The 26,207-nt window shown below is 66.6% G+C and carries 22 protein-coding genes; 6 read left to right on the top strand and 16 right to left on the bottom strand.

The window, feature by feature from the left end; all coding sequences use genetic code 11:
- Positions 1 to 84: 84 nt before the first annotated feature.
- Together E8L99_RS03555 and E8L99_RS03550 are read left to right on the top strand one after the other, a co-directional pair.
- Positions 85 to 2,118: a molybdopterin-containing oxidoreductase family protein gene (locus tag E8L99_RS03555; RefSeq protein WP_137098253.1), complete on the top strand. Its 2,034-nt coding sequence runs from the start codon at positions 85 to 87 to the stop codon at positions 2,116 to 2,118.
- 31 nt (positions 2,119 to 2,149) lie between these two features.
- Complete coding sequence (locus E8L99_RS03550; protein WP_210421792.1) at positions 2,150 to 3,592, top strand: amidase family protein; 1,443 nt, start codon at positions 2,150 to 2,152, stop codon at positions 3,590 to 3,592.
- Here E8L99_RS03550 and E8L99_RS03545 read toward each other — a convergent pair.
- The 13 genes from E8L99_RS03545 to E8L99_RS03485 all read right to left on the bottom strand — a co-directional run bounded on the left by E8L99_RS03545 (position 3,559) and on the right by E8L99_RS03485 (position 19,056).
- Positions 3,559 to 4,968 carry a xylulokinase gene (locus tag E8L99_RS03545; protein ID WP_168201553.1) on the bottom strand — a complete coding sequence of 470 codons (1,410 nt, stop codon included), beginning with the start codon at positions 4,966 to 4,968 and terminating at the stop codon, positions 3,559 to 3,561. The two genes, E8L99_RS03550 and E8L99_RS03545, sit on opposite strands and share 34 nt — an antisense overlap.
- A gap of 78 nt (positions 4,969 to 5,046) precedes the next feature.
- Positions 5,047 to 6,057, bottom strand: a complete 1,011-nt coding sequence (locus tag E8L99_RS03540; protein WP_137098251.1) for a Bug family tripartite tricarboxylate transporter substrate binding protein — start codon at positions 6,055 to 6,057, stop codon at positions 5,047 to 5,049.
- A 96-nt stretch (positions 6,058 to 6,153) separates the two neighbouring features.
- The gene (locus E8L99_RS03535; RefSeq protein ID WP_137098250.1) at positions 6,154 to 7,566 is read right to left on the bottom strand and encodes an MmgE/PrpD family protein; all 1,413 of its coding nucleotides are present in this window, start codon (positions 7,564 to 7,566) and stop codon (positions 6,154 to 6,156) included.
- On the bottom strand, positions 7,563 to 8,756 hold the full coding sequence (locus E8L99_RS03530; protein ID WP_168201552.1) for a CaiB/BaiF CoA transferase family protein: 1,194 nt from the start codon (positions 8,754 to 8,756) through the stop codon (positions 7,563 to 7,565). Before E8L99_RS03530 ends, E8L99_RS03535 begins: the two co-directional genes overlap by 4 nt.
- 93 nt (positions 8,757 to 8,849) lie before the next feature.
- Positions 8,850 to 9,590 carry a GntR family transcriptional regulator gene (locus E8L99_RS03525; RefSeq protein ID WP_137098248.1) on the bottom strand — a complete coding sequence of 247 codons (741 nt, stop codon included), beginning with the start codon at positions 9,588 to 9,590 and terminating at the stop codon, positions 8,850 to 8,852.
- 86 nt (positions 9,591 to 9,676) lie between these two features.
- Complete coding sequence (locus tag E8L99_RS03520) at positions 9,677 to 10,822, bottom strand: acyl-CoA dehydrogenase family protein (RefSeq protein WP_137098247.1); 1,146 nt, start codon at positions 10,820 to 10,822, stop codon at positions 9,677 to 9,679.
- 28 nt (positions 10,823 to 10,850) lie between these two features.
- Positions 10,851 to 11,291: a MaoC family dehydratase gene (locus E8L99_RS03515; protein WP_137098246.1), complete on the bottom strand. Its 441-nt coding sequence runs from the start codon at positions 11,289 to 11,291 to the stop codon at positions 10,851 to 10,853.
- Positions 11,288 to 12,109, bottom strand: coding sequence for a shikimate dehydrogenase family protein (locus E8L99_RS03510; RefSeq protein ID WP_168201551.1), 822 nt, complete (start codon positions 12,107 to 12,109; stop codon positions 11,288 to 11,290). Before E8L99_RS03510 ends, E8L99_RS03515 begins: the two co-directional genes overlap by 4 nt.
- An 11-nt stretch (positions 12,110 to 12,120) precedes the next feature.
- Complete coding sequence (locus E8L99_RS03505; RefSeq protein ID WP_137098244.1) at positions 12,121 to 13,737, bottom strand: acyl CoA:acetate/3-ketoacid CoA transferase; 1,617 nt, start codon at positions 13,735 to 13,737, stop codon at positions 12,121 to 12,123.
- Between the two features lie 19 nt (positions 13,738 to 13,756).
- The gene (locus E8L99_RS03500; RefSeq protein WP_168201550.1) at positions 13,757 to 15,823 is read right to left on the bottom strand and encodes an ABC transporter ATP-binding protein; all 2,067 of its coding nucleotides are present in this window, start codon (positions 15,821 to 15,823) and stop codon (positions 13,757 to 13,759) included.
- 5 nt (positions 15,824 to 15,828) lie between these two features.
- Positions 15,829 to 16,707, bottom strand: coding sequence for an ABC transporter permease (locus E8L99_RS03495; RefSeq protein WP_137098242.1), 879 nt, complete (start codon positions 16,705 to 16,707; stop codon positions 15,829 to 15,831).
- Positions 16,704 to 17,714, bottom strand: coding sequence for an ABC transporter permease (locus tag E8L99_RS03490; RefSeq protein WP_137098241.1), 1,011 nt, complete (start codon positions 17,712 to 17,714; stop codon positions 16,704 to 16,706). The genes E8L99_RS03495 and E8L99_RS03490 overlap by 4 nt, the downstream gene beginning before the upstream one ends.
- 298 nt (positions 17,715 to 18,012) lie before the next feature.
- Positions 18,013 to 19,056, bottom strand: coding sequence for a LacI family DNA-binding transcriptional regulator (locus E8L99_RS03485; protein ID WP_137098240.1), 1,044 nt, complete (start codon positions 19,054 to 19,056; stop codon positions 18,013 to 18,015).
- Positions 19,057 to 19,132: 76 nt separating this feature from the next.
- Between E8L99_RS03485 and E8L99_RS03480 the strand changes: the two genes are divergently transcribed.
- From E8L99_RS03480 to E8L99_RS03470, 3 genes are read left to right on the top strand one after another with little or no spacing between them, the layout of a single operon-like run.
- Positions 19,133 to 19,900, top strand: coding sequence for an enoyl-CoA hydratase/isomerase family protein (locus tag E8L99_RS03480; RefSeq protein WP_137098239.1), 768 nt, complete (start codon positions 19,133 to 19,135; stop codon positions 19,898 to 19,900).
- A gap of 22 nt (positions 19,901 to 19,922) precedes the next feature.
- Positions 19,923 to 20,900, top strand: a complete 978-nt coding sequence (locus E8L99_RS03475; RefSeq protein ID WP_252511250.1) for an NAD(P)-dependent oxidoreductase — start codon at positions 19,923 to 19,925, stop codon at positions 20,898 to 20,900.
- An 8-nt stretch (positions 20,901 to 20,908) separates the two neighbouring features.
- Positions 20,909 to 21,739, top strand: a complete 831-nt coding sequence (locus E8L99_RS03470) for an amidohydrolase family protein (RefSeq protein ID WP_137098237.1) — start codon at positions 20,909 to 20,911, stop codon at positions 21,737 to 21,739.
- 109 nt (positions 21,740 to 21,848) lie between these two features.
- Here E8L99_RS03470 and E8L99_RS03465 read toward each other — a convergent pair whose 3' ends face one another.
- The 3 genes from E8L99_RS03465 to E8L99_RS03455 form a co-directional block, all read right to left on the bottom strand.
- On the bottom strand, positions 21,849 to 23,486 hold the full coding sequence (locus E8L99_RS03465) for an ABC transporter substrate-binding protein (protein WP_137098236.1): 1,638 nt from the start codon (positions 23,484 to 23,486) through the stop codon (positions 21,849 to 21,851).
- A gap of 151 nt (positions 23,487 to 23,637) precedes the next feature.
- A complete protein-coding gene (locus E8L99_RS03460) occupies positions 23,638 to 24,141 on the bottom strand; it encodes a MaoC family dehydratase (RefSeq protein ID WP_137098235.1) in 504 nt (167 codons plus the stop codon).
- Positions 24,142 to 24,151: 10 nt separating this feature from the next.
- Positions 24,152 to 24,925, bottom strand: a complete 774-nt coding sequence (locus tag E8L99_RS03455; RefSeq protein ID WP_137098234.1) for a 3-ketoacyl-ACP reductase — start codon at positions 24,923 to 24,925, stop codon at positions 24,152 to 24,154.
- A 238-nt stretch (positions 24,926 to 25,163) separates the two neighbouring features.
- Here E8L99_RS03455 and E8L99_RS03450 point away from each other — a divergent pair, with 238 nt between their 5' ends.
- Positions 25,164 to 26,198 carry an NAD-dependent epimerase/dehydratase family protein gene (locus tag E8L99_RS03450; protein ID WP_137098233.1) on the top strand — a complete coding sequence of 345 codons (1,035 nt, stop codon included), beginning with the start codon at positions 25,164 to 25,166 and terminating at the stop codon, positions 26,196 to 26,198.
- Positions 26,199 to 26,207: the final 9 nt, after the last annotated feature.

Genomic DNA, 26,207 nt, shown 5'->3' with positions numbered 1-26,207 from the left:
CAGAATTTTGGAACAGTATCAGACTGACATGATCAGGCCGGTGCCGTTTGCCGGCCCTTTGTCCGTTGCGCCGAGGAGAAGCCCATGTCCGCCGTTCGCGTCGTCTGTGCCCATGATTGCCCCGACATGTGCTCGCTGATCGCCCATGTCGAGAACGGCAAGGTGACCCGCGTCGAGGGCGACCCGGACCAGCCCTACACGGCGGGATTTGCCTGCGCCAAGGTCAACCGCGACGCCGAACTGGTTCATTCGCCGGAGCGGATCACCACGCCGCTGAAGCGCGTCGGCCCCAAGGGCTCCGGCCAGTTCCAGCCGATCAGCTGGGATGCAGCGCTCGACGAGATCGAGACGCGCTGGAAGGCGATCATCGCCGAATCCGGCCCGCTGGCCCTGCTCGGCTATGCCTATTCGGCCCATCAGGGCCAGATGAACCGCCACATCGTCAACGGCCTGTTCCATGCCATGGGCACCAGCCGGCTGCAGGCTGGCACGGTCTGCGACACCTGCTGTGAGACCGCATGGGACGCAACGCTTGGACCGGTTGGCGGCGCCGATCCGGAATCGGTGGTCGATTCCGATCTGGTCATCGCCTGGGGTTGCGACCTGATGGCGGTCAATGTCCATTTCTGGGCGAAGCTCGACAGCGTCCGCAAGAAGGGCGTCAAGGTCGTGGTGATCGATCCCCGCCGCAGCCGCACAGCGGCCGCCGCCGACTGGCACCTGCCGATCCGGATTGGCACCGACGCGGCGCTGGCCCTCGGCATCGTCCATATCCTGGTGCGCGACGGCCTGTGCGACCGCGCCTATCTCGCCGCCAATACGCTGGGCTTCGACCAGTGGGAGCGGGAGGTGATTCCGGGCTTCACGCCGCAGCGTGTGTCGGAGATCACCGGCCTGTCGGTGGCTGATATCGAGAAGCTTGCTGCCATGTATGGCGCGGCCAAGCACTCGTTCATCCGCATCGGCGAGGGCATGACGCGCCTCGCCCGTGGCGGCCAGGCGTTGCGGGCTGTCGCGACGCTTCCGGCGGTCACCGGCGCTTACGGCCGCAAGGGCGGCGGCGCCCTGCTGCTGACAGCGGGCTCGATGGACTTCAACTTCGCCTATATCCGCAAGCCCTCCGGCCCGGCGACAACCCGTCTCGTCAATCACAGCCTGCTCGGGCTTGAACTGGTGCGGATGGACGGGCCGCCGCTGCGCTCCATCTTCATCGGCGCCAACAATCCGGCGGTGACCTGCCCCGATGCCAAGAAGGTACGCGAGGGGCTCTCCCGCGAGGACCTGTTCACGGTGGTCCACGATCCGTTCCTGACCGATACCGCGCGCTATGCCGATATCGTCCTGCCGGCGACCACCTATCTGGAGACCGAGGACTTCTATCGCGGCTATGGCAGCTTCTACATGCAGTTCTCGCCGGCCGCCGTTCAGCCTCAAGGCGAGGCCTGGTCGAACTTCCGGCTGGCGCAGGAACTGGCCCGTCGCATGGGCCTGACCGATGCGGTGTTCCGCCAGACCGAACGCGAGATCCTGCCGCACTTCTTCGAGGGTGTGACCGGGGCGGTCGCCAAGGTCGATCCGGCAAGCCTTCTGGACCACAAGCCGGTCAAGGCCGCGCCGCCGCCGGGACCGCAGGAGTTCCGCACGCCGTCCGGCAAGCTCGAGATCTACTCGGCGTCGCTCGCAGCCGAGGGCGTGCCGCCCATGCCGATCTGGGAGCCGGACCCGGAAGAGGTGCGCGATGCCGCGCGCTGGCCGCTCAGGCTCCTGACCGCGCCGTCCTATTTCCAGCCGCACACGGCGTTCTCGGGCGTCGACTTCCTGCGCAAGCGCGAGGGTGAGCCGCATTGCGTCATTCACCCAAAGGAAGCCCTCAAACGGAACCTCGCCAATGGCCAGAAGGTGCGGCTGTTCAACGAGCGCGCGACCATCGGGCTCGCGCTCAAGGTCAGCGATGAAGTCGGCGAGGGGATCATCCTGGTGCCGGGCCAGCGGCCGGATGCGGAAGCGCCGGAGGGCACGGTCAACATGCTCTGCTCCGACCGCCTGACCGATATCGGCGAGGGCGCCTCCTATCAGAGCACGTTCCTCGATGTCGCGGCCTGGGAGGCCAAGGCTTGAGCCGGCGGCCTCTTCGGATCCCCGTGACGTCATGAGCCGCAGCATCGCCCATCTCGCCGGTCTGTCGGCGCGGACCATGGCCACCTTGGTGCGCCGGCGGATTGCCTCGCCGATGGAGATCGTCGACGCAGTGCTTGCTCGCATCGAGCGGCTGGAGCCGGAGATCAACGCCTTCGCGGCTCTGGACATCGATCGTGTCCGCGATGCCGCGCGGCAGTCCGAGGCGTTGATGATGCAGGACCGCTTTCTGGGACCGCTGCACGGCGTCCCGGTGACGGTGAAGGACGTGCAGGCAGTGGCCGGCCTGCCGACCCGCCGGGGCTCCCGGCTGACGACGGCAGATCACGCCGAGCAGGATTCGCCGGCGGTCGCCCGGCTAAGGGCGGCGGGCGCGCTGATCCTCGGCAAGACGACGATGACCGAACATGGCTGGACGGCGGTCAGCGACAGCCCGCTCACGGGCACGACCCACAATCCCTGGAAGCACGGCTTCACCTCCGGTGGATCGTCTGCCGGCGCTGCGGCGCTCGCGGCCGCCGGTTGCGGGCCGCTGCACCTCGGCACCGACGGCGCCGGTTCCGTGCGGATCCCCGCGCATTTCTGCGGTGTGGTCGGCTTCAAGCCGAGCTTCGGCCGGGTGCCCTATGTGCCGGTTCCCAACAATGGCAGCCTTTCCCATATCGGTCCCCTGACGGGCGATGTGCCCGATGGGGCCCTGATGCTGGAGGTGATGGCCGGGCCGCATGCGGCCGATTTCACGTCATTGCCGATCGGCTTTCGCGCGCCCGATTTCGAGCGCGCCGAGCTGAAGGGGCTACGGATCGCCTATAGCCCGACGCTCGGTCATGCCCGCGTCGATCCGGAGGTTGCCGATCTGGTGGCGGAGGCGGGGCGCGCCTTCGCCGACCTTGGCGCCTATGTCGAGGAGGTCGAGCCCGACTGGGGGCCCCAAGGCCCCGACCTCATCCGGGCGCTGTGGGGGGCGGCTCTGCTCAGCGCGCGGCCGGCCGATGCGGAAGCTGCTGAGTCTATGGATGAGGGGCTTATCGCCTGTCTTCGCGACAGCGACGGGGCGACCCTCGGCGACGTGCAGGCGGCGCAGGCGCGGCGCATCGCCTATGCCGCCGCCATCGGCCATTGGTTCGACAGCGGCTGGGATCTCCTGCTGACTCCGGCGGCCTCGGTCGCAGCCTTCGAGGTTGGCCGGCAACGCCCGGCGCACTGGCCGGATCATGCCTGGGACTGGATCTCCTGGGCGGAGTTCTCCTACCCGTTCAACCTCGCGCACAATCCGGCGATCTCGGTACCTTGCGGGTTGACCAAGGGCGGACTGCCGGTCGGCCTGCAGATCGTCGGACCGCGCCATGACGATGCCGCCGTGATGGCAGCAGCCCATGCCTATCTGACGGCGAGGCCGTTCCGCAGGCGCCCCTATGACGATCAGCTTCCGAGCAAGGCCGCAGACTTGAGATAGCGGCGATAGGGTTCGTCATAAGCGTCATGGAGGGCCGATGGCTCGATCCGTCCGGCCCTGCCGACCAGCGCGGCACTTGCCTCGCCACGTGTCGGGAAGGCACCGAGGCCGACGCTGGCGATGACCACGAGACCCAGCGTGGTGAGCTCGTAGTCGACAAGGCGGATGACAGGCCGCCCGAGGATGTCGGCCTTCATCCGGCTGAGCAGATCGCTGCGCGCAAGGCCGCCGGCCAGCCGGATATCAGCGACCACCACGCCAGCCTCGGCCATGGTGTCGACGATGTGGCGGAGCCCATAGACCAGCCCCTCATAGACCGCGCGCGCCATGGCGGGGCGACCGGTATCAAGCGACAGGCCGAGGAAGGCGCCGCGCACATGCGGGTTCCAGAGCGGGGCCCGCGCGCCGGAGTGAAAGGGCAGGAACGTCACGCCATGGGCGCCCGGTGGGACGGCAGCAACGTCTGCCTCGATCGCCCGGAAGTCATTGCCGAGAACGGTTGCGCGCGCCCATTCGAGGACGCTGCCGGTGCCGCCCATCGAGCCGCGCACCAGCCATCTGTCGCCGAGCGGTACCGAGTAGATGCGCCGGGCGGGATCGATCACCTGCCGGGTGGATGCGACGCCAAAGGAGGTGACGGTTCCCGATATGTCGAGCGCCTCGCCGTCCTGCTCGATGCCGCTCGCGAGATAGGCGCATTTGCTGTCGAAGGTGGCCGCGATCACCGGAATGCGCGGGTTGCCGAACAGGCTTGCATATTGGGGCGACAGGGGCGCGACATTCTCGCCCACCGCGACGCCGCGGCCGAAGCGTGCGAGATCGATCCCGAGGCGTGCGACGACCTCACGGTCATAGAGACGGATCGCGGTAAAGGCGTCGAGGGTGGAATGACCGGTCAGGCGGTGAACCAGCCACCCGGTCGCGTCGAGCAGGACATGCAGGCGCGGAAGCCAGGACGGCTGCTCCCGCTGGAGGCGCAGAAGCTGGGGCAGCGGGTCTGCGATGGTCGGCCGTGGCGCCGCTGGCCGGTCGTGCAACGCCGATGCGACAAGCTGCGTATCGGGCGCCGTCCGGCCATCGAAATACATGGTCGCGCGGGCGAGCGCCTGCCCGTCGGCATCGAGCGGAACCCAGCCGGCAAGCGGGCCTGCAGCCGCGACAGCGTCAGGCCGGATGCCCGCGCTGGCGGCCTCGGCCAAGGCCCGGTCGATCAGGCTCGCCCATTCGGCCGGGTCCTGTTCATTCGCTTCGCCGTCAATGAACGAGGTGACCGGCTGCTGCCAGTGCCAGAGACGTCTGCTGGCCGTTGTGATCGCCGAGACGCGCAGGCTCTGGGTGCCGAGATCGACGGCGAGGATCGTGCGGTCATCGGCCAAGTTCGATCCTGCCGTCATGCGCGTGATGGTTGCTGAGCGGTGTAGCGGGGCCGCCGGCCAAGGCTCCGTCCCGGCGCCTCAGCTCGAAATGCGGATGCCGGTGCGATCCGCGATGGCCTTGAACCGGGCAAGCTGGTCGACGACGACCTGGCGAGCATCGGCCGGGCTGTTCGGACCGGTCCAGGCTTCCATGCCGGCAGCAACGAAACGATCCTTCCACTCGGTGCTGGCGACCGCCGCCGATCCTGCCTTGTTGAGCTTGTCGACGATCGGCTGGGGCAGGCCCGCGGGGCCATGCATCATGTAATAGGTATTGAGCTCCATTTCCGGCACGCCCGATTCCGTGAAGGTCGGGATATTGGGAAACTTGGAGAACCGTGTCGGGCTCGTGACGGCAAGGGCCTTGAGCATTCCGCCTTCGATCAGACCGGCAGCAGAGCCCAGGGTTGCCATGCCCCAGGCCGTCTCGCCCTTCGACACGCTGAGGACGGCAGGCGACCCGCCGCGATAGGGGATATGCTGCGACTTGGCGCCCGGCCCGACCGTGTGCTTCAGCAGTTCGGCGCAGATATGCGGGATCGACCCGGCTCCCGAACTGGAGAATGCCAGGTCAGTCGATTTCGGCGACCCGAGCAGCGCCATGGCATCCTTGACATTGTCGGCCGGGAAGTTCGGGGCGACGATGAACACCAGCGGCGAGGTGCAGACGATCGAGACCCAGGTGAAATCCTCAAGCGGCTTGTACCGCGTGCCGTTGACATGCATGGACGGCCAGATCGCGAAGGACGAGGATTCCGACAGCATCAGGGTATAGCCGTCTGGCGGCTGGCGGGTGAGGGACTCGCTGGCGAGCGTCCCCGATGCTCCCGGCTTGCCCTCGACGATCACCGAAGCGTTGCCGAGGCGCGCAGACAGGCCCTGAGCCAGGAGTCTGGCCGACACATCCGTGGACCCGCCAGGGGCATAGCCGTTGAGGATGGTGACGGCGCGCGCGGGATAACTGTCTGCCGCCCAGGTGGCGCTGCCCCAACCGGCCGTTGCGATCGCCGGCGCAAGCGCCATCCCACCCAAGAATTGCCGACGCTTCATGATCTTCTCCCCGGGCGGCTCCGATCCGCGCCCATCAGGACATGGCCGGCCGCTTGTCTGTATTTTGTTCGAACTATAGGCGGTGCGATCGACTCGTCAATTGACTGGAACGGAGCGTAGCGTGCCGGCAAGCCCATGGAGCCAGCCGTCGATCGATGGCAGGGCGGCGAGGTCCATGGCCTGTTCGAACAGGGCAGCCGCCTGCCCTGCGTTGATCGCGGGATTGGCGCGCTCTAGGCAGTCGCTCCATTTTGCCAGGAGCTGTGAGGCCGTCAGCGGATCGTCGAACGAGCCCGGCGATACCAGGATCGTCTGCGAGCGGACGGTGCCATCGCGGAGCACCAGCTGGACGGTGACCGGAGCATTGCCAAGATCGCTGCCCTGGGCCGGCTCACCATCGCGCTCGACCAGGCTGATGTCGGCAAGTCTCGCCTGCACGTCAGGGCGCGCCACCGCCTTGTCGGTGAAGCTCTTCAGGTTGATGCGGCCGTCGCGAAGGCTTGCTGCCACCGCGTAGGGCCCGCTGAACAGCGCGTTGAGGCCGGTCTTCGGGAACGGGTGGATCAGCGGCTTGGTGCCGCCCTTCGGCATGGACACCTCGGCGCTGGCGACATCATCGAGCGAGACGCCGGTGTCGCGCACCAGAGTCAACGTGCCCTCGATCATCCGGTGCAGCATGTAGCAGCAGGGGTAGCGCTTCTGCTCGAAGCCCGGCTCGGCCAGAACGAAGGGGCGGCTGAGCGCCAGATCGTCCGGCCAATGGTCCACGCTGCCGCCGGAGAAGGCCCGCAGGAAGCCCTCGCTCTCCAGCGGATCGGCAGCGCCGGTGATGCCGGCCTTTGCCCATTGGGCCGCCTTCACGCCGTTCGACGCGGCAAGCCCGACATGGAGCGATTTCACCATGGAGCCGAAATTCTTGCGCAAGCCCGAGGCAAGGCTTGCGGCGATCGCCAGTGCGTTGATTGTCTGGGCTTGATCGAGGCCCATCAGCCGCGCGGCGGCGGCGGCGGCACCCATTGTGCCAAGCGTCGCCGTGGCGTGGAAACCGATGTCGTAATGGCGGAAGCCCATCGCCTGGCCGGTGCGGATCATCACCTCGGTGCCAATGGCGACGGCATCGACCAGATCGGTGCCGGAGAGGTCGGCCCACGGAACAGCGCAAAGAGCCGCCGTCAGCACCGGCGCCGTCGGATGGCAGACCGCCAGCATGCTGACATCGTCATAGTCCAGGATATGGCTCGCCATGCCGATGAGCAGCGCGGCATCGTCCCGGCGATAGGCGTGGGGCGACCAGAGCGAGGGAACGCAATGGCCCGACGCCGGCTCCAGCGTTGCCTCCAGCGCCTTCACGCCGGGCTCGGCGCTGCCGGCGAGCGTTACAGCGAGCGTATCGACAATGACCGATATGCATCGCCGGCGGGTTTCGTCGTCCACGGTTGCCGAGCGGATGAACTCGGCGACCCGGGCGCTGGCGGTCAGATCGTTCAGGTGGCGCACATGGGCGGTCATGCGATGGCTCCTTCACGGACAAGCGTGTCGAGGGCTGCGGTGTCATAGCCGAGATCGGCGAGAACCTGCACGGTATCGGCCCCGAGCCGCGGGGGCGGTTTCGCGCCCCCGGCGCGGTGGCCGTTGATCTTCAGCGGCAAGGCCACCACGCGGTGCTGCGGCGCGCCCTCGACCGGCAGGCTCTCCACCATGCCCGATGCCTGAACCTGCTCGTGGCCGAGCATCTGGGAGACATCGTTCATCTCGCTGCAGGGGGCGCCGGCCTTGCGGAGCGCCGCGACGATAGCCGCGGTCGTCTGGACGCGGGTTCGGGCCGACAGGGCCTCGCGCAAGGCAGCGCGGTTGGCTACGCGCAGGGAGTTGGTGCGGAACCGGTCGTCGCGGGCAAGCTCCGGGCAGCCGAGGCCTTCGCAGACCTTCTCGAACAGCCGGTCATTGCCGGCCGCAATGAAGGCATGCCCATCGGCACTCGGAAACAGCTCATAGGGCGCGGTCATCGCCATGGCCGAGCCGAGTTTCTGCGGCAGGCGGCCCGTCGCGAGATAGCTTGCGACGAAGACCGTCATCCAGCTGATGCCGGTCTCCATCAGGCTCGCCTCCACCGAGGCGCCCTGGCCGGTCTTCATGCGGTTCATCAGGGCGGCGAAGATCCCGAGCGCTGACCAGAGCCCGGTGCCCATGTCGATCAGCGACACGCCGACCCGGACGGGATCGTCGCCGGCATTGCCGGTGGTGCTCATGATGCCAGTAAAGGCCTGCATCAGAGGATCATAGCCCGGCAGGCCCTTCAGCGGACCCACCTGGCCGAACGCACTGATGGCGCAATAGACGAGCTTCGGATTGACGGCGGACAGATCGTCGTAGCCAAGGCCACGGGCTTCCGCGCTGCCGGGCTTCATCGAGTGGATGAACACATCGGCACTGGCGACCAGCTTCCGCATCACATCGCGGCCGGCCGGCTTGTCGATGTCGACGCAGATGCTTGCCTTGTTGCGGTTCAGTGCCAGGAAGGTCGCCGACTTTCCGCCGATCTCGGGCGGCAACCAGTCGCGTGTGTCGTCACCCCTCCCCGGACGCTCGACCTTGATCACCTCCGCGCCAAAATCTCCAAGGATCTGGGTCGCATAGGGGCCGGCGACGTTCTGGGTGAAGTCGATGACGCGCGTGCCGGAGAGGATGGTTTCGAGCATCGGGAGGTTTCCGCGCAGGCTTGCTTCGTTACGCCTTATTTGTTCGAACATAATTGGCGGCAAGAGCCGCGACAATCCGTCGGGTGGCGGGTATCAGGCGCGCTGGCGCAGCAGACTGCGCATGGAATAGCGCCCGGCGGGATAGATGTTGCGCGATATCTCGAACGTGTCGCCGGTATGGGCGACATAGCGGCGGGTGACCATCAGTCCGGCCATCACGTGTCCTGCGGCGAGCAGGTCTGCCATCGGCTGGGTCAGGTCAACGGCGGTGACGTCCTGCTCGACATATTCAAGCTTCAGGCCTTGAGTCTCCAGCACCCGCTCATAGATGGCGCGGTCGCCCTTGCGGAAATCGACGCGTGCCGATGCAAAGCGTTCGGGCACGAAGATTTCCGTCCAGCAGAGCGGTCGGCCGTCGTTGCGGGTCGAGCGGATACCGGCGAGTCTGAGCCAGCGGTGATCCGGCAGCCCGGCGAATTCGGTGCCCGTCTTCTCAGACGCGGTGACGAGATTGTCGTAGCGGATGTCGAGCACGGTATTCTTGGCGAAGTCGAGAAGGCCCAGCAGGTCGCGTAGGCTGTGGGCATAGTGCGAGATGGGGCTGGCCGCGAGCACCACCGTACCCGTCTTGCGGCGCCGGCCGAGCAGTCCCTGTTCGGTGAGCAGCTTCAACGCCTCCCGCACCGTGTGACGGCCGACGCCGAAGCGGGCAACCAGCTCATGCTCTGTTGGAAACCTCTCGCCGACCGGCGGCGTTCCCGACGCGATCTCGCGCGACAGGATGTCGGCAAGGTCGCGGTGGCGAAGGCTCAGGCCAAGGGGCGGTGCGGTCATCGGCTATCGGGTGCGAAGGCAGGCGTGGGGGGCGTCCACGCCGAAGCCCATGCATCCTATGCGTGCGGCTTGGCAAGTGCCATCGCTCAGACAGGCACCCCGTGGGCCAGCAACTCCCGCGCGATGATGGTGCGCTGGATCTGGTTGGTGCCCTCGTAGATCTGGGTGATCTTGGCATCGCGGTAGAGCCGCTCGACCTCGAAGCCGCGGATATAGCCGGAGCCGCCGAAGATCTGCACAGCATTGGCCGTCTGGGTGACCGCCATGTCGGATGCGAAGCACTTGGCCATGGAGCAGAGGATCGTCGCATTCTGCCCGGTTTCGAGTGCTTCGGCCGCGTGATGGACCATGAGCCGGGCAGCGGTGATCTCCTTCGCCATGTCGGCAAGCATCCATTGCAGGCCCTGGAAATCCGCCACTGCCTGGCCGAACTGCCGGCGGGTCTTCGCATAGTCGAGCGCGGCCTCGAGGCTTGCCTGCGCGATGCCGACGGCCAGCGCCGCAATGCCGACGCGGCCCTTGTCGAGTGCGCTCATCATGATGTGGAAGCCGCGGCCCTCCGCCCCGAGCAGGGAATCGGCGGGAAGGTCGACATTGTCGAACTGCAGTGCGCCGACCTGCGAGGCCCGCTGGCCCATCTTGTGTTCCTTCGGTCCGCGCGTCACGCTGGGACTGTCGAAGGGCACGATGAAGATGCTCATGCCGCGCTTGCCGGCGGCCTTGTCGGTGCGCGCGAGGACGAAGCCGACATCGGCCACCGGCGCGTTGTGGATCCAGAGCTTGGCGCCGTTCAGCCGCCAGCCGGTGGCGGTGCGCTCCGCCGTGGTCTTGATGCCGGAGACATCGCTGCCGGCCTCGGCCTCGGTGATGCAATAGGCCGGGCGGATCTCGGCCCGCAGCAGGGGGCCAAGCCAACGTGCCTGCTGGTCCGGCGTGCCATGAACCGAGAGGAGGGTGGAGATCAGCTCATAGAGGCCGCACTGATCGGCGACAGAGGCATAGCCGCGCGACAATTCCTCCATGACGAGCGCATAGGCGAGGGGATCGAGGCCCGTGCCTCCGAGCTCTGCCGGCGCGGTGATGCCGAACAGGCCGAGTTTCGCCATCTCGGCATAGATGTCGGCAGGAAAGGCCTCGTCCCGGTCGAGCGCCTCAGCCCGCGGGCGCACGACATCCTCGGCAAAGCGTCGGGCGGTGCGCCGGATCTCCTCGTGGGTTTCGCTCAGACGCATGGGAGTTCCCTTCAGGTGCGCACCAGCCTCAGCTGGGATTGGCGACCCATTTCATGATGTGGATGCCGACAAGGCAGAGCTCGCCATCCTGGTTGCTGACCTCGACCTTCGAGCGGCTGCGCAACGCTTCCTCGTCGATCGCCTCGATTTCGTAGCGGGCGGTCAGCGTGTCGCCGATGAAGACGGGTTTGAGGAAGCGGATGCGGTCGTAACCGAGCGAGACGGAGGTGGCCGTCGAGCCGCGCTCGACCGAGCGGCGCGACATCATCGAGGCGGTCGTCGACAGAAGCCCCATGACCAGCGCACCGTGCGCGATGCGCTTCCCGAACGGCGTCGAACGCGCATAGGCCTCGTTGACGTGGATGGGATCGAAATCACCGGTGAGGCCGGAAAACAGGACAAGGTCCGTTTCGGTGATGGTCTTGGCGAAGGTCGCGGTCTCGCCGATCGTGAGGAAGGTCGTGCTCATGCCGGCTTGCCGATCCTGTAGAATTCAGCGACCTCGACGGCCTGGCCCTCCAGCATGGCGCGACCGCCGACGGTCTGGCATCCCAGCGCCTGGGCCGCGGCGAGAAGCGGCGTCACTTCCGGCTTCATGATGATGTCGATGACCAGCATGTCGGGCCGGAGGCCCTTGAGCGGTACCGGCGTTCCGTCGCCTGGGCTCATGCCGATCGGGGTCGCGTTGATGAACGTGTCGCGGCCTTCGAAGGAGACGGCGCCGTGGTTGACGATGCAGGCCGGGCAGGCGGCCTTGACCCGCTCGGCGAGAGCGGCGGCCTTGGCCTGATCGGCATCGTGGATCGAGACATGGGACGCGCCGGCATCGGCCACGGCCACCGCTACCGCACTGCCGCCACCGCCGGCGCCGACCAGCATCACCTTGCGCCCCGTCATGGAGATCGAGCGGTTCTTCAGGCCCCGGATCAGGCCGGTGCCATCGAACATGTCGCCGGTCCAGCTGCCGTCAGCCTCGCGGCGGGCGGCATTGATCGCACCGACCTTGGCGCCCATCGGCAGCACGCGATCGACGAGGCGCATCATATGGGCCTTGAACGGCACGGTGATCATCAGGCCGTCGAGATTGCCGAGGTTCATGATGCCGCGCATCGTCTCGTCGAACCGGTCGGAGGGCACGTGAGCCGGCACGAAGACCGTGTTCATCCCGGCTTCCGCGAAGCGCGCATTGTAGACGCCGGGCGACTTCACCTGCGCGACGGGATCGCCAATGATCACATAGAGCCGGGTCGCTCCGTCGATGATCGGCTGCTGCGGTGTCTCGGGCATGGGATGTCCAGTCATTCGGCTGCGACGGCGTGGCCGCGATCGGTAGCAAGATGCGCCGGCGGCGCGCGTCGCGGGCGATCGGCCAGATGAGCGGCAAGGCCCATCGGCTCCGGCTGGAACAGTCTTGCGTCCATCAGCTTCAGGGTCGGGGAGACGATCGGCTTGAAGTCCATGTGGGCGAGCACATCGCGCTCGAGATCGGCGCCGGGTGCGATCTCGATCAGCTCGATGCCGGCCGAGGTCAGCTGGAACACCGCGCGCTCGGTGACATAGAGCACGCGCTGGCCGCGTTCGGCGCCATAGCGGCCGGAATAGGTCACCTGCTGGACCTTATCGACCAGCTTCGCCTGAGTGCCGTCACGGGCGATCCGCATCTGCCCGCCGGGCCAGGACAGGTCGGACTTGCCGGCATTGAACGTGCCCGAGAAGATCACTGCCTTGGCGTTCTGGCTGATGTTGATGAAGCCGCCGGGACCGACGATCCGGTCGCCGAAGCGGCTGACATTGACATTGCCCTGTTTGTCCACCTCGGCAAACGACAGGAAGGCGAGGTCGAGCCCGCCGCCGTCATAGAAATCGAACTGATAGGGCTGGTCGACGATGGCCGCGTAGTTGCGGGCAGCACCCGCATCGCCACCAGAGGCCGGCGCGCCGCCGATCAGGCCCTGCTCGTTGGTGAGACAGACCTCGTCGAGGGCGTTCTCCTCGGCGGCCACATTGGCGATGCCGGTGGAAATTCCTGAGCCAAGGTTGCAGATCGCGCCCGGGAACAGCTCCAGCGCGGCGCGGCGCGCGATGATCTTGCGGGCATCGAGCGGCAGAACGGGAATGTCGGAGAGCGGCATGCGGAGTTCACCCGCATAGGAGGGCGAGTATTCGACCAGATAGGTCTGCCACTGGTTCGGCTCGACCACCACGAGATCGACCAGGATCCCCGGGATCTTCACCGATTTCGGCGGCAGGGTGCCGCGCTTGGCGATGCGCTTCACCTGCACGATGACGAGGCCGCCGCAGCGCTTGGTCGCCTGCGCCTCAGAGAGCATCTCCAGGAACACGGCCTCCTGTTCCATCGAGATGTTGCCGTCCTCGTCGGCGGTGGTGCCGCGCAGGAAGCAGACATCGACGTGGAAGGGCTTGAAGAACAGATATTCCTCGCCGCGGAAATCGACCAGTTCGACGACGCCCTCCGGCGCGCATTCGCTCTGGCGGCCGCCCTGCAGGCGCGGATCAACGAAGGTGTGCAGGCCCGTCTTGGTCATCAGGCCCGGCCGGCCCGCCGCCATCTCGCGCATCAGCTGCGACATGGCGCCTTGGGGCAGGGTGTAGCCCTCGATCTGATTGGCGAGCGCCATGTCGGAGATCTTCGGCGAGTTGACGAAAGTGCCGGAGATCGCGCGCTTGAGCAGCCCGACATGGGCGAAATGGCCGGCGCCCTTGGTGTCGCCATCGCCCAGACCTACCGGGTGGATGGCCGTGATGTCGCGGGGCAGGCCCTCGGCCAGAAAGCGCTTCTCGACGGCGGCCATCAGCGCTTCAGGGACGGCATGGCCGCCACCCGAGCCACCGATCAGGATCGTATCGCCGGAGCGGATGAGTTTGACGGCTTCGTCGGCGGTGACGCGCTGCACGTTTGCCTCCTCAGGGTCTTCAGGTCAGTTGCCCCGCGAAATGACACGCAGCAAACTGGCCGGGCGCATGTTCGAGAAGCGGTGGCGGCTCGGCCGCACAAATCGGCTTGGCGAGCGGGCAGCGGGTGCGGAACCGGCAGCCAGACGGCGGATCGACGGCGCTCGGCAATTCGCCGGCGAGCGCCAGATGCGAACGTCCTCGCTCCACGGCGGCATCCGGGATCGGCACGGCCGAGATCAGGTAGCGCGTATAGGGGTGGAGCGGCCGGTCGAAGATGGCCCCCGACGGCGCGATCTCCATGACCTTGCCGAGATAGAGCACCACCACGCGATCCGAGATGTGACGGACGACCGCCAGATCGTGGGCGATGAACAGATAGGTCAGGCCCAGACGCTCCTGGAGATCGAGCATCAGGTTGATGATCTGCGCCTGGATGTTGACGTCGAGCGCCGAGATCGGCTCGTCGGCGACGATGAAGTCCGGCTTCACCGCGAGCGCGCGGGCGATGGAGATGCGCTGACGCTGGCCGCCGGAGAATTCGTGCGGGTAGCGCTCGGCGGATTTCGGATTGAGCCCGACTGTCGCCAAGAGCTCCTGGATGCGGTCGTTCGTCTCAGCCCTTGTCTTGGTCAGGCCATGAAACAGCAGGGGCTCGCCCAGAATGTCGCCGACGCTCATGCGGGGATTGAGCGAAGCATAGGGGTCCTGGAAGACCATCTGCATGCGCCGGCGCAGCGGCCTGATCTCGGCCTGCTTTGCCTGCGCGATGTCGGTGCCATCGAAGGCGATGGTGCCGGCATCGGGCGTGTGGATGCGGGTGACGAGACGGGCAAGCGTCGACTTGCCACAACCGGACTCGCCCACCAGTCCGACGGTCTCGCCGCGGAATACGTCGAGATCGACGTCATCGACCGCGTGGACGACGCGCCGCGGCTGGAAGAAGCCGGTCTTCGGCAGTGGGAAGTGCTTGACGAGGCCACGCACCTTCAACACCGGCTCGCCGGTTGTTGCGGGCGCCCGGTGCGTGGAGGGCTCCGCCGTGGCTTCGGTCGCCCGACGGTTCAGCTCCAGTTTCTGGCCGCCCTGAGTGACCCAGCAGCGGGCCTTGCGGCCGGGAAGCACTTCTTCAAGCTCCGGATGCTCCTCGCATTTGGCGATGCGGAACGGGCAGCGCGGCGCAAACCGGCAACCTCCAGGCATGTTCAGGGGATCGGGCGGCTGGCCTTCGATGGTGGTCAGGCGCCGATCGCCGGAGGTTGTCTCGTCGATGCGCGGCACCGCATTGATCAGCGCCCAGGAGTAGGGATGGCGTGGATCGCGCAGCAGGTCCTCAGTCGGTCCCTCCTCCACCACCTCGCCGCCATACATGACGATGGTGCGGGTGCAGACACGGGCGATGACTCCGAGGTCGTGGCTGATCAGGACGATGGCCGTGCCGAAATCGCGGTTCAGTTCGCGCAGGAGATCGAGGATCTGCGCCTGGATCGTCACGTCGAGCGCCGTCGTCGGCTCGTCGGCGATCAGAAGGGCCGGCTCGTTGCTCATGCCGAGCGCCAGCATGACGCGCTGGCGCATGCCACCAGAGAACTGGTGCGGATAGGAGTCAAGGGCGCGCTCGGGTGCGCCGACGCCCATGCGGCCGAGCAGGCTGACGGCACGCTTGGCGGCGGCATCCGGCGTGTAGCGGCCATGGACGACCATGGTCTCGATCAATTGCCGTGCGATCTTGATCACCGGGTTGAGCGAGGTCATGGGGTCCTGGAACACCATGGCCATTCGGTCGCCGCGCAGGTTGCGCATTTCCTCGTCGGTGGCTTCCAGCACGTTCTTGCCCTGGAAGCGGATCTCGCCCCCGACAATGCGGCTGGGTTCTTCCAGCAGGCGCATCAGCGACAGCGCCGTGACGCTCTTGCCGGAACCGGATTCACCGACGATGCCGAGCGCCTCGCCGGGGGCGACGGTGAAGCTCACGCCATCGACCGCCTTCACCACGCCGTCGTCGGTGAAGAACTGGGTCTTGAGATCGCGTACTTCCAGCGCTGGAACGGCGGTATTCGTATCGGCAGGCATCGCGTTGGAGGTCATGGCGGTCACCGCTTGCGCGCCTTCGGATCGAGCCAGTCGCGCACGCCGTCGCCGAGGAAATTGAAGCCGAGAACGATGGAGAGGATGGCCAGTCCCGGGAACGCCGCCACCCACCATTGCTGGACCAGTTCGCGCCCCTCTGCGACCATCGAGCCCCATTCCGCCGTTGGCGGCACCACGCCGAGGCCGAGGAATGACAGGCCGGCAAAGGTGATGATGGCATTGCCGACATCCAGCGTGATCAACACGATCAACGGCCCGACCGAGTTCGGGATGATGTGGCGGACCAGGATGCGGGCCGGCGAATAGCCGATGACCGTGGCCGCCTCGACATATTCCTGGCTGCGCTGCACCAGCACCAGGCTGTGGGCGAGGCGGGCGAATTTCGGCCACCAGACGACGAGCATGGCGATGATCGTGTTGGTGGTGCCGATGCCAAGACCGGCCGCGATGGCGAGCGCCAGGATGATCGGCGGGAAGCAGAGCACGAGGTCGGTGAGGCGCATGATGACAGCCTCGATGCGCCCGCGGGCAAAGGCTGCGATGCCACCGAGCAGGGTGCCGACCACGGCGCCGATGATCACCACGACAAAGCCGGTGGTGAGCGAGATGCGGGCGCCGAACAGAAGCCGGGTGAAGACATCGCGACCGAGAACGTCGGTGCCGAGCCAGTTGGTCCAGGATGGTGGCTTGAGGCGCGCCGTGACGTCGACGGCATTCGGGTCATAGGGCGTCAGCAGGGGCGCCGCGATGGCGATGAGCACCCATAGAATGACGATCCCCGCACCCATGGCGGCGAGGCCATAGCGCCTGCGCCAGCGTTGCGCCCGCGTGCGAACCGGCGCGATGACGTGGACGGTCGGGCGATCGATCGTGTCGGTCATCGCATCACCCGGGGATCGAGCAGGGCGTAGCTGATGTCGGTGATCAGGTTGACGATCAGATAGACCATGGCGACGATCAGGGTGATGCCCATGATCGCCGGGAAATCGAGGGTGGCGGCGCTGCGGAACGTGTAGCGGCCGAGGCCGGGCCACGAGAACACGGTTTCGGTCATCACGGCGCCGGTGAGCAGGTTGGCATAGGCGAGACCGCCGAGCGTCACGACCGGGATCATGGCATTGGGCAGAACGTGGCCTATGACGATGGAGAAGCGCTTCAGCCCCTTGGCGCGGGCGACGCGGACATAGTCCTGCTGGATGCTTTCGAGCATCGCCGCGCGCATGGTGCGGGTGATGAGGCCGAGGGTCGCGGCCGCCAGCACGATGGAGGGCAGGACGAGATGGGCGGCCGCATCGCGGAAGGTCTCCCAGTCGCCGGCGATGATCGTGTCAATCAGCAGCAGGCCGGTGATCGTGCGGGGCGGCAGGGCGATGGCATCGAGCCGGCCGGGGCCGGGCGCGATCTCCAGCCCGCCATAGAAGATCGCCAGCATGATGAAGGCGAGCCAGAATGTGGGTGAGGAGACGCCGATCAGCGAGACGACGCGGGCGACATGGTCGACCCAGGTGTCGCGCCAGACCGCGGCTGTGATGCCCAGCGGAATGCCGATGCCGAGCGCCAGCAGGAAGCTGATGGTTGCAAGCTCGAGGGTCGCTGGCGCGAACTGGGCGATGTCTTCCATCACCGGCCGCTGCGACGATATCGATATGCCGAGGTCGCCGTGGAGCAGCCCCTTCAGGAAGATCAGGTAGCGCTGCCAGAGCGGCAGGTCGAGGCCCCATTTGGCCCGCCATTCCGCGACGAATTCCTTGTTCGAGGCGGCGACATCGCCAAGCGCGGCCAGGATCGGATCGCCCGGCACCATGTTGGAGATCAGGAAGATCACCAGCGTCGCCAGGAGGGCCATGACCAGCGTGATGCCGAGGCGCGCGACGATGAACCGGACCATGTCAGACGCCCACCCGGGGCCGGGCAGGCAAGCTGCGCCGGGCTGCGCCGAGATTTGGCGCGCACGCGTCCAGACATCCGCTCAAGCGGGCCATTCCCATGTTTCCTCCGGTATTTTTCTTATTTAGATCGTTCTAAATTTCAGTCGACGCGATGTCAATCACCTCCTAATGTTGCGCCAAGAGCAGTCGGCGCTCAAGCGGACAGACTGTCAAAAGGGGTGAGGAATGCCTGTCGAGGCAGGATCGGCATGGGTGGCCGGGGCCGCCGGCGCGTCGATGGCAGCAGCGGCGCAGGCTTTAGCGCGGCGGGCAGCTGGATTCGCGCAGCACGAGCTTTGGGGCCAGCACGATGCGCCTCGCCGGCGCATCAGGCGCCTCGATGCGGTCGAGCAGAAGTTGGGCGGCGGCCGCGCCGAGCGCGACCGTGTCGTTGCGCACTGTGGACAGGGCAGGCATCCAGAGTTCGGCCTCGGCGAGATCGTCGTAACCGACCACCGCAAAGTCACGACCCGGCTCCTTGCCGACCTGGCGCAAGCCCAGCATGACGCCGAAGGCGATGACGTCGTTGAAGCAGACGGCTGCCGTGGGAGGCTCGTCCAAGGTCAGCAGGTGTTTGACGGTCGCCGCCCCGAAGCTGCGGGTGGCGGCATCGCCTTCCACCACCAGGCGCGGGTCGACGGCAATGCCGTGGCGTTCCAGCGCCTTGCGGTGGCCAGCGCGCCGCTCGCGTCCGGTGGAAACCAGATCGTTGCCCCCGATCATCGCGATACGGCGGTGACCGAGGCCGATCAGGTGCTCGACCGCCTCGCACATGCCGGCCTCGTTGGCGTGGCCGGCATAATCGAGCCCAGAGCCAGCAATGTCGCGCGAGACCAGCACGCAGGCCACCCCTTGCGCCTTCAGGCGGCGCAGCGTCTCACGCGATGTGCCGCGGGACGGGCAGATCGCCAGGCCGTCGGCATTGTATTCGCGCATGGTGGCGATGAACTGGTCCTGGCGGGCGGGGTCTTCCTCGGAATTGGCGATGAAGACGGTGCGCCCGTGGTTGAGAAAGGCGCTCTGGATCGCCGCCGTCAGTTCAGTGAAATAGGGATTGGTGATCTCGTTGATCGAGACGCCGATCGTGTGCGAGCGCTGGGTGCGCAGGTTGGCGGCGCCGCGATTGTAGACATAGCCAAGCGCCCGCATGGACTCGAGCACTGCCGCACGCGTCTTCTCGGCGACCAGCGGGCTCTTGCGCAACACCAGGGATACCGTCGCGCGGGACACGCCGGCATGGCGGGCCAGATCGTGCAGCGTCATGCGCTGCGGCCTGTCGAGTGTCTTCTCGATCTCCGTCATGCTTGCTTCATGCCTCCCAAGGGCTTGCGAAAGCAAGATGTCTTTGCCTTTCACCGGTTTGCTGGAGTGGATGTCCATGGATGACGAGGTTCAGCTGGTACGCGACGGCTTCGTTGCCGAGATCGTGCTCAATCGCCCCGCCAAGATGAATGCCGTGACGCCCGCCATGGCCGCGACGATCGAGCGGCTGTGCCGTGAGCTCGATCGCGACGATCAGGTGCGCGCCGTCCTGCTGCGCGGCACCGGGGACCGGGCCTTCTGCGCGGGCTCCGATCTCAACGCGCTGGCGGACTATTCGAGTGCATGGGCGTTCCGCAATCGGGTGGAATATGCAACCGCCGTCAGGGACATGCGCAAGCCCGTGGTTGCAGCGCTCCATGGCTGGGTGCTGGGGGGTGGTGCCGAGATGGCGCTGTCGGCCGATATCCGCGTGATGGGACGCGGCGCCCGGATGGGCTTTCCGGAGGTGGTGCGCGGCTGGGTCGGCGGCGGTGGCGCCTCGCAGATGCTGCCCCGCCTTGTCGGCTACGGGCAGGCGATGAAGCTCCTGCTGACCGGCGATCCGATCGGCGCCGAGGAGGCGCATCGGCTCGGCATTGTCGAATATCTCGTGGAAGATCAGGATGTTGCGGGCGAGGCGCGGGCACTGTGCCGGAAGTTCGCGGGGTTCAGTCCGGTCGCGGTCGAATCGGTGAAGGCCTCCGTCCGCATGGCCCTGTCGTCATCGCTCGCGGCGGGCATCCGCTACGAGAACGAGATGAACACGCTGTGCTTCTCGGCCGGCGATCACATGGAGGGCATCCGCGCCTTCCAGCAGAAGCGCAATGCCGAATTCAAGGCCTAAGTCTATGAAAAGACGCGTCTTTTTGACCCATTCCGCCGATATGCTGGCCAATTATTACGGCCCCCGTGCCGTCGCGGCGCTGCAGGAGATGGCCGAGGTGGTCATCAACCCGACCGGTGAGGTGCTCGACGAGGCGGGCCTGATCCGCCACGCCCAGGGCGTCGATATCGTCGTTTCCGACCGCCAGACCCCTGGATTCGCTGGCTATTTCGACCAGGCGCCGGACCTCGTCGCGTTCCTGCGCTGTGCCGTCGACATCCGCAATGTCGATGTCGAACGGGCCAGCAGACACGGCATCCTGTGCACGCGGGCGACCCCCGGATTCATCGATTCCGTGGCCGAGCTCGGCTTCGGCATGATGATCGATCTCGCCCGCAACATGTCAAAATCGGCGGAGGCTTACTGGAACAGGAGAGAGGTCTCCGTCCTGATGGGCCGGCAGCTCAAGGGCTCGACGCTTGGCATTCTCGGCTATGGCGCGATCGGTCGCCGCATGGCGGAAATCGGCCTGGCGCTTGGCATGGATGTGCTGGCGAGCGACCCTCACAAGACCATTTCAGATCCCGGCGTCGCGCAGGTCGCGATGGCGGAGCTCCTGGAACGTTCGGACTTCGTTGTCTGCCTCGTGGTGGCGACCGAGGCGACCGAGAACCTGATGAACGCGTCAGCGTTTGCGGCGATGAAACCCGGCGCCTTCTTCGTCAATCTGTCGCGCGGCAACCTCGTCGATGAGCAAGCGCTGGAAGCGGCCCTCGACAGCAAGCAGCTCGCCGGCGCGGCCATGGATGTCGGCCGCGCGCCCGACCAGAAGCCGTCGCTGTTCCTGGCAGAACGGCCGGATGTGATCGCCGCGCCGCATGTCGGTGGGTTGACGCCGGCTGCCATCGAGCACCAGGCGTTCGACACGGTCGAGCAGGTCCGCGCGCTGATCGCCGGCGAGGTTCCTCCGGGGGCGGTCAATGCGGCAGAGGCCTCGCGCCTTAGCCGGCTCAAGGTATAGGTGCTCCCATGGCGATTGCTCCGACACCGATCGTGCCTGCGGGCGCCTGCGACACCCATATCCATGTCTATGACCCGCGTTTCGCGCTGGCGCCGACAGCTGCGAGTGCCGCGCCGCTCGCGGCGAGCGTCGACGACTACCGCGCGGTCAAGGCGCGGCTTGGCCTGACGCGAACCGTGATCGTCCAGCCCTCGGTCTATGGCACCGACAACAGCTGCACGCTGGAAGGCATCGCTGCGCTCGGGGCGGATGTCACCCGTGGCGTCGCGGTGGTTGATGACCGGGTGACCGATGCCGAACTGGAACGCCTGACGGCTTGCGGAATGCGCGGCGCCCGGTTCCTGATGATGCCGGGCGGCGCCATCCCCTGGGCCATGCTCGACAGCGTCGCGGCCAAGGTGCAGGCGATCGGTTGGCACGTGCAGTTCCAGACGGATGGGCGGACGTTGCCCGAGCATCAGGCGCAGATCCGCTCGTGGAGCGGTCGCATCGTCATCGACCACAACGGCAAGTTCCTCGAACCAGTGGATGTCGACAGCGAAGCGTTCCGAACGCTCTTGTCGCTGGTCGATACCGGCCGGGTCTGGGTGAAGCTGTCGGCGCCCTATGAGACATCGAAGACCGGCGCACCGGCCTATGAGGATGTGAGCCGGCTTGCCCGTGCACTGGTGAAACATGCGCCCGAGCGCATGCTGTGGGCGACCAACTGGCCGCATCCCGGCCAGAATCCGCGGCCCGACGATGCAGCTCTGCTGGATATTCTCGCCGACTGGGCGCCGGACGAGGCGGTCAGGCAGCGGATCCTGGTCGACAACCCGGCGGAGGTTTACGGGTTCTGAGGGAGCGGGGCTCACGTCTCACAACGGCGCTCGCCGCAGCCCTCTTTCTGAATGCAAAACCGGCGGGCCTTGCGACCCGCCGGTTCCACGCACCTCAAGAGACCAAGCCTCAGGCCGAGGCGGGCTTCACGTCGTGCATATCGAGCATCCAGCCGGCCGCCGTCAGCGGCAGCTTGCCGAGATGGCTGCGGGCTGCGACCTGATAGATCGGCTGGAACAGGATGAAGTAGTTCGCCTGGTCCACCACCCGCTTCTGGTACTCCACCCAGAGATCGGCCTGCTTCTTGGCATCCGTTTCGGCGGCGGCATCGCGCACCAGTTTCAGGACATCCGGCGTCACCTTCCAATGGACGCGCCGTGCGACGCGTTCCACCGAGGCGGCCGCCCAGAGCAGGTTCTCCACCGCCGGCGGGTTCCAGAAGGTCAGCACGCCGCCCTGAGCCCGGTTGCCGGTGAAGGTGGTGCGCAGGTTGACCTGATCCATGGGTGTCAGCTTGGCGCGGATATTGACCCGGGCAAGGTCGGCCTGGATCTTCTGCGCCAGCGTCTGGTAGGTCACGCCGGCGATCGCGGCATTGCCATAGGCGATGTCGAACTCGAACCCGTCTGCAAGGCCCGCCTTCTGCAGAAGCTGCTTGGCCTTGTCGAGGTTCTGGCTGTAGCCGACCTCCTTGGCGATGGCCTCGGTCGAACCCGACACGCCGATCGGCAGGAAGTTGGCGCAGCGCACCGCGGCCCCGCCGAGCAGGTTCTTGATGATGCCGTCATAGTCGATGGCCTGGCCGATGGCCTGGCGGGCTTCCTTCACCGCCAGAGCCTTGTTGAACTCGGGGTTCTCGGTCAGCGCCATGTAGACGAAGTCGAGGCTGGTCAGGGCCTCGAGCCGGAGGTTCGGATCGGCCTTGATGGTGGAGACCTGTTCCGGGATCAGGTTGAAGGCGATGTCGATGTCGCCGCGGCGGATCGACAGGAGCTGCGCCGCGCTGTCGCCGATGTGGCGGATGATGATCCGCTCGAAGGGCGGCTTGCCCCGCCAGTGATTGTCGTTGCGGACGAACTGGATCTGCTGGTTGCGCTCCCAGCGGGTGATCCGGTAGGCGCCGGTGCCTGCGGAATTCTCGTTCAGCCAGGTGGTCGCCTTGTCCTTGGTCTTGGCATCCATGCTGGCGTCGCCGCCCTGGGCCTCGACCACCTTGCGGTCATAGACCGGGAAGCCCGGCGCCGCGATGATGGTGAGCAGCGGCTGGGTCGGATCCTTCAGGATGATGTCGACGGTCTTGGCGTCCACCACCTCGGTGCGCTCGACGTGGCTGATATATTGCGAGGTCTGGTCGCCGAGCCGCAGCACGCGCTCCATCGACCACTTCACGTCCTCGGCGGTCATCACATTGCCGCTGGCGAACTTGACGTTCTCGCGCAGCGTGAAGCGCCAGCCCTTGCCGTCGGGCGTGCGTGCCCAGGAGGTGGCAAGCGACGGGCGGATGGTGATGTAGTCGCCCGGCGACATCGTGACGAGCATGTCATAGGCGGCGAGCAGCGACATCGGCGTCGAATATTGCGCCTGGCGGGCCGGATCGAGCGTCACGCAATCGGAAATGTCGATGCCGATGACCAGCGTGTTGCGCCGGGTCTGGGCGAAGACCTTCTCCGGCAGGCCGGCGGCGATCGCCGCGCCACCGATGCCGAGGAGCTTGGCGAGGTCGCGCCGGCTCATCCAGCCCTGCTTCATATCCTTCTTGGTCGTCATGGTGTTTCTCCCTGAAACGGAAATCTGGCCGATTGTCCCGGCTTGGCTTGTTGTTAGATCGATCCAATTCAGCGTCAGTCCGGAATAGCGGGGGAGCGCCGATCGGGCCTTTCGGAATGAGGGCCAACTCTGCGTCGGCGCCTCGGGAACGTCAATCCGTTGAAGAACTTGCCGGCAAGGCCGCCGGTCTGAGCCTGGTCAGCAGCGCCGTCTCGCCGTCCTGCACGACGCGGCCGTCCTGGTTGGACACGGCGAAGCCGAGGTTGGTGATGCCGCGATCCCCCTTGGACGTCAGGCGCTTGCCCTTCACCGTCACGGTGACACCGATGCGGTCGCCGACCAGGATCGGGCCCTTGAAGGCCCAGGTCCAGCCGAGCGATGCCACCGCCATGATGCGGACGGAGGATCGGTTCTTCAGCCCGTCCGCCATGGCAAGGCCGAGCAGGCCATGCGCCACCCGGCCGGGAAAGCCCTGCTCGCGGGCGAATTCGTCGTCCATGTGCAGGTCGAAGAAGTCGCCGGAGAGCCCGGCGAAGCCGATGATGTGGGCATCGGTGATGACGATATGGCCGGTGCTGTAGTGGTCGCCATCGCGCAGGTCCTCGAACCAGTATTCGCCAGGTTCGAGCAGGCGGCCGGAGGTGGATGTCACCATGGCGCGTTCCTCAAAGCCGGGTGATCGACAGGCCGCCGTCGATATGGACGGTCTCGCCGGTGGCATAGGGCAATCCGCCGGAGGCAAGGGTCGCCACCGCGCGGCCGACATCCTCCGGTTCGCCCCAGCGGGCGATGGGCGCGAAGCCGGAGGCGAAGAGCCGGTCGTATTTCTCCTTCGCCACCGCCGTCATGGCGGTGCGGATGACGCCCGGGCGCACCTCGTAGGTCATGATGCCAAGCTCGGCGAGGCGGAGCGCGAAGACGCGGGTCATCATGGCAAGCCCGGTCTTGGCGATGCAATATTCCGCGCGGTCGGGGGAAGCCGCCTCGGCATTGAACGAGGAGATGGTGACGATGGAGCGGAAGCCGGATGCCGGCGCCGCCGCCATGCGCTTTGCGACAGCCTGGGTGAGAAAGAAGGGCCCGCGCAGATTGACGTGGATCTGCCGGTCGAAGCTCTCCGGCGTCACCTCGAACAGGTCACCGCGCACCGCCACCGAGATGCCGGCATTGTTGACCAGGCAGTCGAGCCCGCCAAAGGCCGACCATACCTGATCCACCAGTGCTTCGTGACGGGAGAGGTCGCTGATGTCGCCTGGCGCGGCGAGCGCCTCGCAGCCCATGGCGCGGACAGCGGCCAGCGTCTCCTCGAGATCGATGGAGAGGGTGAGGTCGTTCAGGACCAGGCGGAACCGCTCGGCCGCAAGCGCCAGCGCGATGCCCCGCCCGATGCCGCGCCCCGCGCCCGTGACGAAGGCCGTCCTGCCACCGCTGCCTGTCATGTCCCGTCCCTGTCATCCGGATCTTTTCGAGGCGCTTGTCGGCACTCGCGTCCATGTGGGCCATTTAGACCGATCTAAATCAGGATTTCAACAGGCGCGAAGCATCCAACTGGTTGTTTGACACTTGCGGTCCGGTCATGCAGGCTCAGGGTCTGTGGCGGGCATTGCCTGTCCGGTTGAACAGAGGCAGGCTCGCTCAAGGCCCGCCGGAATTCGGGCGCTGCCCGTCGAGGGATTGATGCCGGACGTGACGTCTCTGCCTGATCGCTTCGCCTCGATCGAGGATCTGGAAGCCTTTCTGAGCAGCCACTCGGCCGGGGTCGCTGCCGACCTGGCCGCGGTCGACGGCGATATCCTGATCCTGGGCGTTGCCGGCAAGATGGGGCCGACACTGGCGAGGATGGCGCGGGCGGCCTCGCCGGGACGGCGGATCATCGGCGTCGCACGCTTTTCCGAGCCCGGGCTCGAGGCCGGTCTGCAGCGCCACGGCATCGAGACGATCAAGGCCGACCTGCTCGACCGCAAGGCGATCGAGGCGCTGCCGAAGGCGCCGAATGTCATCTTCATGGCGGGACGCAAGTTCGGCGCGAGCGGCGCGCTGGGCCTGACCTGGGCGATGAACTGCCTGGTGCCGGCCGCCGTCGCCGAGACCTTTCACGCCTCGCGGATCGTCGCCTTCTCCACCGGTAACGTCTATCCGCTGGCAGCGGTTGCCGGCGCCGCGCCGGACGAGACCGCCATGCCCGGTCCGGTCGGCGAATATGCCCAGTCGTGTCTCGGCCGGGAGCGGGTGTTCGAATATGGCGCCTCGGTCCATGGCACGAAGACGGTGCTGTTCCGGCTCAATTACGCGATCGACATGCGCTACGGCGTGCTGTTCGACATCGCCTCGAAAGTGGCGGCGGGGCAGCCGGTGGATGTCACGATGGGCCATGTCAATGTGATCTGGCAGGGCGATGCCAATGCCCAGGCGCTGAGAGCGCTCAAACATGCGGCGAACCCGCCGCTGATCCTCAATGTCTCGGGTCCGGAGACGCTGTCGGTGCGCCGGCTGGCCCAGGCCTTCGGCGCCAGGCTCGGCAGGCCCGCCATCATCATCGGCGAGGAGAGCCCGACGGCGCTCTTGACCGACACGTCGCGGGCCTCCGGGCTTTTCGGCTATCCGCACGTGCCGCTTGACCGGATGCTCGACTGGACGGCTGACTGGGTCGCCCGCTCCATGCCGAGCCACGGCAAGCCGACCAAGTTCGAGGCGCGTGATGGCCGGTTCTGACATGATTGC

The sequence above is a fragment of the Phreatobacter aquaticus genome (assembly GCF_005160265.1).
In the GTDB taxonomy this organism is placed as follows: domain Bacteria; phylum Pseudomonadota; class Alphaproteobacteria; order Rhizobiales; family Phreatobacteraceae; genus Phreatobacter; species Phreatobacter aquaticus.
This window is presented reverse-complemented; position numbering and strand designations above follow the sequence as displayed.